The 12,738-nt window shown below is 67.4% G+C and carries 7 protein-coding genes; 5 read left to right on the forward strand and 2 right to left on the reverse strand.

Annotation, left to right across the window (positions count from 1 at the left end; all coding sequences use genetic code 11):
• Positions 1 to 139: 139 nt before the first annotated feature.
• Complete coding sequence (gene clpX, locus I2H31_RS03910) at positions 140 to 1,363, reverse strand: ATP-dependent Clp protease ATP-binding subunit ClpX (protein ID WP_196291678.1); 1,224 nt, start codon at positions 1,361 to 1,363, stop codon at positions 140 to 142.
• 264 nt (positions 1,364 to 1,627) lie between these two features.
• Between clpX and I2H31_RS03915 the strand changes: the two genes are divergently transcribed.
• The 5 genes from I2H31_RS03915 (at position 1,628) to I2H31_RS03935 (ending at position 11,863) form a co-directional block, all read left to right on the forward strand.
• Positions 1,628 to 5,671, forward strand: a complete 4,044-nt coding sequence (locus I2H31_RS03915; RefSeq protein ID WP_196291679.1) for a hybrid sensor histidine kinase/response regulator transcription factor — start codon at positions 1,628 to 1,630, stop codon at positions 5,669 to 5,671.
• 227 nt (positions 5,672 to 5,898) lie between these two features.
• A complete protein-coding gene (locus I2H31_RS03920; protein ID WP_196291680.1) occupies positions 5,899 to 7,347 on the forward strand; it encodes a T9SS type A sorting domain-containing protein in 1,449 nt (482 codons plus the stop codon).
• Positions 7,348 to 7,461: 114 nt separating this feature from the next.
• Positions 7,462 to 8,094, forward strand: coding sequence for a GNAT family N-acetyltransferase (locus tag I2H31_RS03925; protein WP_196291681.1), 633 nt, complete (start codon positions 7,462 to 7,464; stop codon positions 8,092 to 8,094).
• 37 nt (positions 8,095 to 8,131) lie between these two features.
• Positions 8,132 to 11,047: a tail fiber domain-containing protein gene (locus tag I2H31_RS03930; RefSeq protein WP_196291682.1), complete on the forward strand. Its 2,916-nt coding sequence runs from the start codon at positions 8,132 to 8,134 to the stop codon at positions 11,045 to 11,047.
• A 78-nt stretch (positions 11,048 to 11,125) separates the two neighbouring features.
• Positions 11,126 to 11,863, forward strand: a complete 738-nt coding sequence (locus I2H31_RS03935; RefSeq protein WP_196291683.1) for a porin family protein — start codon at positions 11,126 to 11,128, stop codon at positions 11,861 to 11,863.
• A gap of 22 nt (positions 11,864 to 11,885) precedes the next feature.
• On the opposite strand, the gene I2H31_RS03940 is transcribed toward I2H31_RS03935, so the two are convergent.
• Positions 11,886 to 12,632 carry a response regulator transcription factor gene (locus I2H31_RS03940; protein ID WP_196291684.1) on the reverse strand — a complete coding sequence of 249 codons (747 nt, stop codon included), beginning with the start codon at positions 12,630 to 12,632 and terminating at the stop codon, positions 11,886 to 11,888.
• Positions 12,633 to 12,738: the final 106 nt, after the last annotated feature.

A 12,738-nucleotide genomic window follows, 5' to 3' on the forward strand; every position in this document is an offset into this window, starting at 1 on the left:
GGCGCGTAAGTAGTGCATGGAGGTGCTCCAAACGGAAGTCGGCTTTTGAAAGTAAGCCAACAAAAATGGGAAGCCCGGCCCAAACCGAACTTCCCACGACCAAATACTGACTGCTCAGTATCGACTATCAGTCATCAAACTACGCCGCCCGCATGTGGCGCAGCGTCGACTTCTCAAACTTGCTGCGGCAGTAGCTCAGGTTGATTTGCAGCGTGTCCGCGCCTTCTTCCGAGGGCATCTCGAACATGGCATCGGTCATGATGCTCTCGCAAATGGAGCGCAGGCCGCGCGCGCCGAGGCGGTACTCGTCGGCCTTCTCCACGATGTATTCGAGGGCGTCTTCGGTGAAGCTGAGTTCGATGTTCTCCATGCCGAACAGGCGCTTGTACTGGCGCACGAGCGAGTTTTTAGGCTCGGTCAGAATCATGCGCAACGTGGTGCGGTCCAGCGGGTTGAGGTGGGTGAGCACGGGCAGGCGGCCGATGAGCTCCGGAATCAGGCCGAAGCTCTTGATGTCCTGGGCCGACACGTAGCGCAGGAAGTTCTCGGTGTCCACCTGCTCTTCCAGATTCGTTTTGGCAAAGCCCAACGGCTTGGTGTTCAGGCGGCTCTTGATGATGCGGTCGAGGCCCGAGAAGGCGCCGCCGCAGATGAAGAGGATGTTCTCGGTGTTCACCGAAATCATCTTTTGCTCGGGGTGCTTGCGGCCACCCTGGGGCGGCACGTTGATGTTGGTGCCTTCAAGGAGCTTGAGCAGGGCCTGCTGCACGCCCTCGCCGCTCACGTCGCGCGTGATGCTGGGGTTGTCGCTCTTGCGGGCAATCTTGTCGATTTCGTCGATGTACACAATGCCGCGCTCGGCGGCTTCGAGGTTGTAGTCAGCCGCTTGCAGCAGGCGGGTGAGGATGCTTTCCACGTCTTCGCCCACGTAGCCGGCCTCGGTGAGCACGGTGGCATCGGCGATGCAGAAGGGCACTTGCAGGATTTTGGCCAGCATGCGGGCCAGGAAGGTTTTGCCGGTGCCGGTTTCGCCCACCATGATGATGTTCGACTTTTCAATCTGCACTTCGTCCTCGGAAGGCTTCTGCATCAGGCGCTTGTAGTGGTTGTACACCGCCACGCTCATCACGCGCTTGGCTTCGTCCTGGCCCACCACGTACTGGTCGAGGTGGTCTTTGATGGCCTTGGGCTTGATGAGGTTGAACTTGGGCTGCTTGCTGGCGTCCTGGGCCTTGGCTTCTTCGTCGAGGATGTGCTGGGCTTGGCCCACGCATTTCTCGCAAATGTGGGCGTTGATGCCCGAAATCATAACGGCAACTTCGCGCTTGCTCTTATTGCAAAAGGAACAGGATATTTCGGCCACGGAGTACGGAATAGAATAGGGTGGAAGAGAAGCTTTTTCGGACAAGCGAGTTCAAAGGTACGACATCGCCAACGCCTGCGGCGGGAAAAAATGGCGCAACGCTCTGGCCCGCAAATACCGCGTTTGGTGAATATTGAGTAGCTTTCAAAAAAACTTGCGCCAGACAAAGTTCATTCAATGGGGCTTTGTTTCGGGTTGGGCCAGGGGCTTATGCGAACAAGACTGCTGCTGAGGACACTGTTTTTGTGCTGGGGGTTGCTTGCGATGGCCCGTCGCGGCCCGGCCCAGCAGCTCGCCCAGCGCCACTTCGGCACCACCGATGGCCTGCTGCAAAACACGGTGTATGCGCTGCTGCAAGACCACACGGGCCGGCTGTGGGCCGGCACCCGCGGCGGCGCCTGCTGGTACGACGGCACCGGGTTTCACCCGCTGGCGGCGCAGGGCCGCACCCCCGACTCCAACGTGTCGGCCCTGGCCGAGCAGGCCGACGGCACCCTCTGGCTGGGCCACTTCCACGGCGGGCTGAGCTGGGTGCGGCACGGGCGCCTGCGCCACTACCGGCCGGCCGGCTTCGATGCCAACGCCCTCGTGTTTGCCCTGTACTTCGATGATGCCCAAACGCTGTGGGTGGGCAGCAGCGCCGGCCTCTACCGCTGCCATTTTGGCCCGGCCGACACCGCCGTGGTGCACGTGGACCAACGCCAGGGCTTGCCCAACAACCAGGTAAGCGGCCTGTGCCCCGGCCCGGCCGGCCAGCTGCTGGTGGCCACCGGCCACGGCCTGGCGCTGGTGGCGGCGGCCACCGGCCGGGTGCTGCCGGCGCCCGTGGCCCCGCTGGCCTCGCTGCCCCAGGAGGAATTTCGCCAGGTGGTGCGGGCCGCCGACACGCTGTGGTGGGCCGCCTCGTTTGGGGGCGGGGTGCTGCGCCTGAGTTGCGCCCGCCCCGGCGCCCCTTGGCGCGTGCGCCGCTACCTGAGCGGCCCGGGCTCGCCGAACGTGCTGGCCGTGCGGCCCGACGCGCGCGGCCGCCTCTGGGCCCTGAGCACGGCCGGCACCGGCTGCCTGGACCACACCGGGCACTGGCAGTTTTACCCCGACCCGGCCAACCTCAGCTTCCGCCCCGGCCTGCTGCTCGAAGACGCCGAAAAGAATCTGTGGATAGCCCACGGCTCGGCCGGGCTCGACCAGCGGCTGGCCGACGAGCGGTTTGCCTACTACGCCGAAGCCCAGGGCCTGCCGGCGGGGGGCGTGATGACCGTGGCCCCGGCCGGGCCGGGCGCCTACTGGCTGGGTACCCACCTGGGCCTGCGGTATTTCGAGCCAGGCGCCGCCGCGGGCCGGCAGGTGCGCGACGTGCCGCAGCCCGCCGAGCTGCACACTTTCGTGCGCAGCTTCGCGGCCGACCGCCGACGCGGCCTGTGGGTGGGCACGGCCGGCTCCGTGGCCCGCTACGACTCGGCCACCGCCCGCTGGCAAAGCTTTGCCCACGTGCCAGAGCTGCAGCACAAGCGCGTGCTGGGCCTGGCCGAAGACCGCCAGGGCCGCATGTGGCTGGCCACCGAGCGCGGCGGCCTGAGCGTGTATACCCCAGCTACCGGCCGTTGGCGCACCTACACCGCCGCTGACCCGGACGGCCCCGGCACCGCGTCCTTTTGGAAACTGCTGCGCGACCGCCGCGGCCGGCTTTGGTTCGGCACCGACGACCGAGGCCTGCTCTGGCTGGACGAAGGCGGCAACGGCCGCCCCGACCGGTTTCGACAAGTGCCCGGCTCCGCGGCCCTCGCCACCCTGACGGACGTGAGCGAAGGCCGGCCCGGCGAGCTGTGGGTGACCTCGCCCGCTAACGGCCTGCTGCGCTACGACGGCCACCGCCTGCGGCCCGTGCCCACCGCCACGTACCCGGGACATTGGCCGGCCCTGGCCCTGCTGGGCGTGGAGGCCGACCCCACCGGGCGCGTGTGGCTGGGCACCGGCCAGGGCCTCGACTTGTACGAGCCCCGCACCGGGCGCGTGCAGCGCTTCGGGCCCGCCGAAGGTTTTTTTGGCGAAGGCGCGCAGCAGCTGGCCACGCACCGCACCCCCGACGGCACCCTGTGGGTGGGCACCAACCAGGGCCTGATGCGCTACGTGCCCGGCGGCCGCTGGCCCAACCGGCGCCCCCCGGCCACCCGCGTCACGGGGCTGCGCCTGTTTCTGCGCGATACCGTGGCCGCGCCCGGCCTCACGCTGGCCCACGGGCAAAACCAGCTCACCTTCGACTACCTGGGCCTGTGCCTTACCAACCCCGCCGCCGTGCGCTACCGCTACCAGCTGGTGGGGTTCGACGCCGGCTGGCAGGGCCCGGTGGCCCGCCGCAACGCTACCTATACCAACCTGCCGCCCGGCGCCTACACCTTCCGGGTGCTGGCCGCCAACAACGAGGGCGTGTGGAGCACCCGCCCGGCTACCTACGCCTTCACCATTCGGCCGCCGTGGTGGCGCACGTGGTGGGCTTATCTATTGTATGGCAGTTTGTTTGGGCTGACCATTTACGGAGTGCGGGCGTACACCCGCAGCCGCGAGCGGGAGCGCGCCGACCGCGAGCTGGAGCGGCAGGCCCTGCGGCATCTGCAGGAAATGGACCGCGTGAAGTCGGTGTTTTTTACCAACGTCAGCCACGAGCTGCGCACGCCGCTCACTCTCATTCTGGGGCCCGCCGAAACCCTGGCTACCGCGCCCGCCGACCCCGCCATCCGGCGCGAGGGCAGTCTGGTGCTGCGCAACGCCCGCAAGCTGCTCGCCCTCATCAATCAGTTGCTTGATTTGAGCAAGCTCGAAGCCGGGGCCCTGCGCCTGCTGCCCACCTCCGGCGACGTGGCCGCGTTCACGCGGCAGCTGGTGGTGTCGTTTTCGTCTTTGGCCGAAAGCCGCGCCATCGAGCTGCGCTGCGAAGTGCCGGCCACGCCCGTGCCGTTGGTGTTCGATGCCAGCAAGCTGGAAGAAATTATTACCAATCTGTTGGCCAACGCCTTGCGCTTTACGCCCGCCGGCGGAAGCGTGACCGTGACGGTGGCCGAAACCCCGCCCGACCGCTACGCTCCTGACGGCGGCGTGGCCGTGGCCGTGCGCGACACCGGCCCCGGCATCGCCGCCGAGGACCTGCCCCATCTATTCGACCGCTTTTACCAAGCCAACAACTCTGGCGACGAGCAGCGCACGGGCACCGGCATCGGCCTGGCGCTGGTGCGCGAGCTGGTAGCGCTGCACGGCGGCACGGTGGAAGTGAGCAACGCGCCCGGCGCCGGCGCCACCTTCACGGTGCAACTGCCGCGCCTGCTGCAGCCCGCCACTGGCGCGGCTCAGCCCGGAGTAAGCCAGCCGCTGGCGGCCCAATTAGCCCCGCCATCTTCCGCCGATGCCCCTAATGCAGATGCTGAAAGCCAGGAAAAAGGCTTGCGTGAGCTCGTGCTCATTGTGGAAGACAATGACGAGGTGCGCGAGTTCATTCGGGCGACGCTGGCGCCGGCGGGCTACCGCCTGCTGACGGCTGCTGACGGGAAAGCGGGCGTGACGCTGGCGCGGGCGGAAGTGCCAGACTTAATCGTGAGCGATGTGATGATGCCGGGGCTGAGCGGCTACGAGGTGTGCCAGGCGTTGAAAACTGACCCTGCTACCAGCCACATTCCCGTCGTGCTGCTCACCGCCCGCTCCGGCCCCGACGCCCGCCTCGAAGGCTTCGAAACCGGCGCCGACAGCTTTCTGGCCAAGCCCTTCAGCCCGCGCGAGCTGCGGGCGCAGGTGCGCAACCTGCTGGCGCTGCGGCAAAGCGTGCAGGCCCGGCTGGCCGTACCCGCGCCGGTGGCGGCGGAAAGCCCCGCCGCTGGCACCGACGCAGCCGTGGCCCCGGCGCCCGCCCCGCCCCAGCCGGCGGCTGACCCGCTGGCGGCGCACGAGGCGGCGGTGGCCGGGCTGCCCTCGCTGGACCAGGAGTTTCTGCGCCGGGTGAACGAATCGGTGCTGCGCCACCTGGCCGACGAGCAGTTCGGGGTGGACCAACTGGGCGCCGACATTGGCATGAGCCGCACCCAGGTGCACCGCAAGCTGAAGGCCCTCACCGGGCAGTCGCCGGGCGAGCGCATCCGGCAGACGCGGCTGCACCGGGCGCTGGCCCTGCTGCGGGCGCAGGTGGGCACCGTGGCCGAGGTGTCGTACCAGGTGGGCTTTGGCAGCCCGGCGGCATTCTCCACGGCGTTTTCGCGGCAGTTCGGCTACCCGCCCAGCGCGGCGGCCCGGCACGGCCGCGAGGCCGAGATGGAGCGCAACGGGTAGGCAGAATCCAATCGGCTACGGAGAGCCGGGTTTTACTGCAACCAGCTTTTTCAAGGCTTTTTTGGGCTGATTTGAGGGCGTTGCCACAAATCCGAAAGAATGTGCAACCGCTACAGGGCTTTTGCAACGCTGAAACACGCATTTGCAACGCCTGCGAACGGCGGCGGTAGGGAAGGGCACTTGCTTTGGAACCACCAAGCCGCTCTTGTTCATCCTTCCCCAACGCCATGAAAAAACACTACTTTCTAGTTGCTCTCACCGGCCTGGCCCTGGGGCTGCCCGCTTCGGCGGCCCGGGCCCAGATGACGCTTGCAGGGCCGGTTACGTTTTACATCGGCGCGGGCGGGCTGGTCACTATGCCCTCGTACCTGACCGTGGGCACCGGCGCCACGCTCACCAACGACGGCCAGCTGGACCTCGGCGGCGACCTCACCAACAACGGCACCGTGACGGCGCCCGCCGCGCCCGCTGCCCTGCTACGGGCCGTGGGCACCACCGCCCAGAGCGTGAACGGCACCGCCACAGTCGCCCTCCAAAACCTGACGGTGAACAACCCGGCCGGGGTGGCCCTGAGCACCAACGCCAACGTGGCCGGCACCCTCACCCTCACCAGCGGCTTGGTCAGCATTGCCAGCGGCACCCCCCTAGTACTGCTGCCCACCGCGCCGGACCCGGTGGAAACCACCGGGGCGCGCCTGGTGGGGCCCGTGAGCATGGCCGCCCGCGCCGTGAACGGCACGGCCTTCGGCCCTTTTCTGGGCCTGAGCATGCCGGCTGGACCCAGCGTGGGCACCCTGACCCTGACCCGCGTGACGGGCCCCACGGCCGTTACCACGGTGGGCGGCAACTCGTCGACGGCCGTGTATTGGGAGATGGCCACCACGGCTTCGGGCAACCGCCAACTGAATTTCAGCTGGCTGGCGGCGCTCGATAATGGCCGCAATATGACCCAAGCCACGCCTTGGCGCAGCGCTTCGCCATTCACGACTTGGGTGCTGGCGGCCGGGCCCTCGGCCAACGTGACGGGCGGCGACCCGCGCACCTACGCTCCCCCCGGGGCCGCTGCGGAGCCCGTGGCCGGCCGCTTCACCTTCTCGGACCCCAGCGCCCCGCTGCCGGTGCAGCTCACGGCCTTCGAGGCCCGCCGCCAGGGGGCAGATGCCCGGCTGGACTGGAACACGGCTTCGGAAAAGAACAGCGCCTACTTCGACGTGGAGCGCAGCCGCGACGGGGTGGCCTTTGAGCGCGCCGGGCGCGTGGCCGCGCTGGGCAGCAGCACGGCCGCGCACGACTACCAGTTTACGGACGCCAAGGTGGCGCAGTACGGCGTGCCCACGCTTTACTACCGGCTGCACCAGGTAGACAAGGACGGCACGGGCAGCTACTCGGCGGTGCGGCCGGTGGCCGTGGAAAGCGCCACGGCCCTGCTCGTGACGGCCTGGCCCAATCCTTCGGCCGGCGCCGGGCCCCACATTCGGGTGGAGCAGCCGTTTGAGGGCCCGCTCACGGCCACCCTCACCGACGCCACGGGCCGGCGCCTGGCCGAATATACCACCTCGCGCCGGGTGAGCGAAGACCTGTTTGCCACCGAAACGGCGGCCCTGGCCAGCGGGGTGTACCTGCTGCGCGTGACCACCGCCGGCACCAGCCAGGTGCTGAAGCTGGTGCGCGAATAAGCCCAAAACTGCCTCCGGCCACGAAGAGAAGCACGGGCCAAACGCCCGTTTCGGCCTGCTGCTACCTGTTGGTTTCGCCTCATCCTGCGTCTGTTACTCCATCCGCCTAACGCGATGCCCACCGCCTTTGCCCCGCCCGCCCGCCGCCTGGAGCCCGCCGATTTGGCCTGGGCCACGGCGCTGCTGGCCGCGTCTTGCGCCGGCCACCCGGTGCTGAGCTACTGTTGCACCGGCCCCGACGCCCCGGCCCAACGGGTGTGGCTGCTGGAGCGGCTGCTGCGCTTCGGCCTGCGCTACGGGCGGGTGTACACCAACCCCACCCAAACGGCCCTGGCGGTGTGGCTGGGGCCGGGCCAACCGGCGGCGTCGCTGTGGCGGCTGCTGCGGTCGGGGCTGCTGCCCACGGCCTTGTGGCGCCTGCGGGGCGGCGGGCTGCGGCGCCTGCGGCACTTTCTGGCGGCCACGGCCTGGCTGCGCCGCCAAAGCGTGGCCACCACCCGCCACCACTACCTGCTGGCCCTGGCCGTGCACCCCACCGCCCGCGGCCAGGGCCAGGGCCGCCGGCTGCTGCAAGCCACCATGGGCGCCATGCAGGCCCCCCACGTGCCGTGCTACCTCGATACCCAGCTACCTGAACAGTTGCCTTTCTACCAGCGCATTGGCTTCCGCCTGATGGGGCAGTGCCCGCCCGATTTGCGGGCGGGCGGGCCCCCCACCTGGGGCTTGCTGCGCGAAGGACTGGCCTAGCGTTGCGTTTTTTTAGCTTGCTCATTCCTTGTTTAATATGAAAAACATCTCCGCTTTTCTGCTGCTGTCGGCGGGGCTGCTGCTGGCACGGGCCGGCCGGGCCCAGGTCGGCATCGGCACCACCGCGCCCGACGGCTCGGCCGCACTCGAAATCCGGGCCGCTGACAAAGGCCTGCTCATTCCTCAAGTCACCCTTTCTGCACTCACCGATGGCACCACAATCCCAACACCTGCAACTGGTCTTCTTGTCTTCAACCGTAACGCCGGCCTGGGGGGCGGGGTGGGTTTTTACTACAACGCCGGCACCCCCGCTGCACCCAGCTGGACCAAGCTCAACACCGGTGCGGCTCCGGCTGGCAGTGGTTGGGGCCTGACCGGCAACGCCGCCACCGACTCCACGACCAACTTCGTGGGCACCACCGACATCAAGCCCCTGCGCCTGGGCATCAACAGCCAAGAAAAGGCCCGCCTGCACGTCAACGGCGCGTTTTGGCTGGGCGGCGTGCCGGTAGGGCCCGCCTTTTTTCCCGACAACCACCTGCTGGTGGGCTACCAGGCCGGCAAGCGGCTGCCCGGGAACTCCTTCAACAGCCACTTTGTGGGCTACCAGGCCGGCCTGAACACCACCGGCAGCAGCAACCACTTCACCGGTTTCCAGGCCGGCTACGCCAACACCGATGGCGAGAACAACCAGTTTGAAGGCCTACGGGCGGGCTTTGCCAACACCACGGGCACCGGCAATTTCTTCCAGGGCTACTCGGCAGGCCTTTCCAACACCATGGCCGACAACAACCATTTCGTGGGCTTCGAGGCGGGCCGGGCCAACGTGACGGGCACGGAAAACTACTTTTCGGGCCAACAGGCCGGCCGCAGCAGCACCGGCAACTACAACCATTTTGTGGGCTACCGGGCCGGCTACAACAACACCAGCGCCGGCAGCAACCACTTCGAGGGCTACCAGGCCGGCTACGCCAACACCACCGGCGCCAACAACGTGTTCGTGGGCTTCCGGGCCGGCGACAGCAACACCAACGGCGACAACAATTTCCTGCTGGGCTACTTCGCCGGCGCCGGCAACACCACCGGCGACCGCAACCACTTCGTGGGCTTCCAGGCTGGCCTCGTTTCCACGGCCAACGACAACCACTTCAACGGCTACAACGCCGGCCGGCGCACCACCACCGGCTCGGCCAACCACTTCGACGGCCACGAGGCCGGCCAGGCCAACACCACTGGCTACTCCAACCACTTCAGCGGGTTTCAGGCCGGCTACAGCTCCACCACGGGCTACCGCAACTTGTTTGTGGGCATGCGCGCGGGCTACGCCAACACCACCGGCCGGGGCAACATCTTCCTCGGTTTCCGGGCGGGCCGCAGCAACACCAGCGGCGAAAGCAACGTGGTGCTGGGCCACGGCGCGCTGGCCGCCAACCTCACCGGCGACCAGAACGTGATAATCGGTGACTCGGCCGGCAACAAGCTCACGGCCGACAACAACGTGTTCATCGGCGACGGCGCGGCCCAGAACGCCACGGCCACCGACGGTTCGGTGGTCATTGGCCGGCTGGCGGGCAGCAACCTCAGCACCGGCGACCAAAACACCTTCGTGGGCCTGCAGGCCGGCTACGCCACCGCCGCGGGCGGCAACAACACCTTCCTGGGCTACCAGGCCGGCCAAAGCAACACGGCCAGCAACAACACCGTGGTGGGCGCCAGTGCCGGCGCCGACAATACCTCCGGCACCGGCAACGTGTTCCTGGGCTACTTCGCGGGCAACAGCAACACCTCCGGCGACCACGGTACGTTCCTGGGCTACGAGGCCGGCCTCAACCTCACCACCGCCGACGACAACCACTTCGTGGGCTACCAGGCCGGGCGCGCCAACACCAGCGGCGCCCACAACCACTTCGAGGGCAACCAGGCCGGCCTGCAAAACACCACCGGCGCCGACAACACCTTCGTGGGCTACCACGCCGGCCAGGCCAACACCGGCGGCGACCGCAACACTTATGTTGGCAACGAAGCCGGGGCTTCCGGTTCCGGCAACAACAGCAACTACAATACCTTCGTGGGCTACCAAACCGGCAAGGCCAGCACCAGCGGCGAGTCGAACACCGCCGTGGGCGACCTGGCCGGCACCAGCCTCAGCACCGGCGACAACAACACCCTGCTGGGCCAGGCGGCTGGTGCCGGCATCACCTCCGGCGCCCGCAACACCTTCGTGGGCCGGCAAACCGGCATCAGCACCACCAGCGGCACCGACAACGTGCTCATCGGCCACAACGCCGGCTTAGCCAACATCACCGGCACCGGCCTCACGGTGGTGGGCACCAGCGCGGGCCCGTTCAACAGCGGTGGCTACGAAAACCTGACTAACTCCACGGCCCTCGGCAATGGCGCGGCCTTCACCGCCGACAACACCATGGCCTTCGGCAACATCAACGTGCGGCAGTGGCTGCTGGGCCGCAACCAGGTGACCGGCCTGGGCGTGGCCCTGCAAGTGGGCAGCAACGCCACCAACGGCAACGCCGCCTACCTCTCCCAAGGCGGCACCTGGACCAATGCTTCGGATATCAACCTGAAAGAGAACATCCAGCCCGTGGAGGGAGCGCAGGTGCTGGGCCTCATTCGCCAGCTCCCGCTGAGCCGCTGGGCCTACAAAGGCACCAATGGCGAAACCCACCTCGGCCCCATGGCCCAGGACTTCTACCGCCTCTTCCACCTCGGCCTAAACGACACCAGCATCAGCACCATCGACCCCGCCGGCGTGGCCCTGGCGGGCGTGCAGGAGCTGGCCAAGCAGAACGACCAGCTCCGGGCCGAAAACGCGCAATTGCGCCAGCAACTGCAGGCCGTGCAGGCGGGCCAGACCGACCTCGCCGCCCGCCTCGCGGCCCTGGAGCAGGCCCAGCGCCCGGCTACGGCCGGGCAGCTGGCGCAGGCGAATAAGTAGCAATACTATATTTGCGCAATTTTTTACCTCCATGTTTTGACTTTCATTCCTTCATCACCTTACTCACTTAGCACCCTAATGCTCGCTTTTCCCCGTCTCCTGCTCGCAGCCACCTGCGTGGCCGCGCTGCCCCTCACGGCCGCCCTGGCCCAGACCACCCCGCGCAAGCCCGCGCCCAAACCCGCCGCCCGGCCCGCGACCAAACCCGCCGCCAAGCCCGTAGCCAAACCCACCCCCAAGCTGGCCCCCGCCCCGGTGGCGGCGCCCGCCCCGGCCCCCACGCCGCCCCCGCCGCCCGCGGCCACCGCCAGCGGCACCGACCCCTTCGAGGTGGGCACCAACGCCGTGAACGTTGGCATCGGGCTGGGCAACCGCTATGGCTACGGCGCCGGTTTTTTCGGCGGTAGCTCGTCGGTATCGCCGGCCTTGAGCGTGTCCTACGAGCGTGGCATCATGCCGCTGGGACCGGGCGTACTTGGCGTCGGCATTTTCGCCGGCTACCAGGGCGCCACCTACGATTACGGCGGGGGCGACAAATGGAAGTACACCGACGTTATCGTGACGCTGCGCGGTGCGTTTCACTATCCGGTTTCGCAGCAATTCGATGCCTACGGAGGATTGGGCATGGGTGTGCGGCACGCCGGCGTCTCCTTTGAGGGTAGTAGCTTTTTTGGCTCCACGGCGGTTAGCGGCAATGAGTTTGCGCTCGGCCTGTTCGTGGGCGGGCGCTATTATTTCACGCCCAGCATCGGCGCCTTCGCCGAACTCGGCTACGACCAGACCTACCTCAAAGTGGGCCTCGCGGCCAAGTTTTAGCGTGGCCGGGCCGTGGGCGGGCTCAGTACCCGGCCACGGCCCGCAGGCTGGCCGCCGTGCGGTTGTCCACGCCCAGCTTGGCGTAGATGCTGCGCAAATGGTTGTGCACCGTGCGCGGGCTGATGCGGCACCGATGCGCGATTTCTTTGTCGGCCCGGCCCTGCGCGAGGTGGCGCAGAATGTCGCCCTCGCGCACGGTGAGGCCCAGCGTGGAAGCCAGCGCCGCCGCTCGGGCTAAGCCCTTTAAAGCCAGTGGAAACGCCAGCTGCATGAGGGCAATGAGGTGGGGTTGTACGAAGGCCAGCAGCGCCCGCTCGGTTTCGGTAAAATCGGCGTGGCTGCGCGATAGCGCGCAGGTGGTGAGCCCCAGGCCCGGCACCTCAAAGGCCACCACGAGCTGGTGCGTGACGGCAATGGGCCGGTAGAAGTCGTTGAAAATGTCCGTCTTCACAAACCGGTGATTCGGGCAAAAGTCGCTGATTTTTAAAGGCGTTGGGCGGCGTTCAATGAAAAGCCCCTGAAACAGCGGGTGCGCCTGAATGTGCTCGGCCAGGTGGCCCACCATGCTGGGCGTGAAGAGGCTGGGAGAGTTGCTGCCCAGGTTCAGCATCTGGCCGTGGGCGTCGAAAACATCAAAACAGGTTAACTCTGCCCCCATCACTTCGCTGACTGCGCCAGAAAGCCGTCCCAGCATGTGGTCCGGCCGTGGGTCGGCGTAAAGAGGAACGAGAGCCGCGCTGAGTTGCTGGGCGTGCTGAAGCTTGAGCATAGACAAAGGCAGTTGCGGGGATAACGCACAAGGGCTGACCGGACTGCCGCCCCGAAAATACGAATCGGGTATGAGTAATCTTACCTATTTTACATGCTGCCGGGGG

It is taken from the genome of Hymenobacter ruricola (assembly GCF_015694525.1).
In the GTDB taxonomy this organism is placed as follows: domain Bacteria; phylum Bacteroidota; class Bacteroidia; order Cytophagales; family Hymenobacteraceae; genus Hymenobacter; species Hymenobacter ruricola.

Excerpts from the sequence above, each read along its gene's own strand:
- I2H31_RS03915 (WP_196291679.1), top strand. The coding sequence starts at position 1,628 with ATGGCCCGTCGCGGCCCGGCCCAGCAGCTCGCCCAGCGCCACTTCGGC.
- I2H31_RS03920 (WP_196291680.1), top strand. The coding sequence starts at position 5,899 with ATGAAAAAACACTACTTTCTAGTTGCTCTCACCGGCCTGGCCCTGGGG.
- I2H31_RS03925 (WP_196291681.1), top strand. The coding sequence starts at position 7,462 with ATGCCCACCGCCTTTGCCCCGCCCGCCCGCCGCCTGGAGCCCGCCGAT.
- I2H31_RS03930 (WP_196291682.1), top strand. The coding sequence starts at position 8,132 with ATGAAAAACATCTCCGCTTTTCTGCTGCTGTCGGCGGGGCTGCTGCTG.
- I2H31_RS03935 (WP_196291683.1), top strand. The coding sequence starts at position 11,126 with ATGCTCGCTTTTCCCCGTCTCCTGCTCGCAGCCACCTGCGTGGCCGCG.
- I2H31_RS03940 (WP_196291684.1), bottom strand. The coding sequence starts at position 12,632 with ATGCTCAAGCTTCAGCACGCCCAGCAACTCAGCGCGGCTCTCGTTCCT.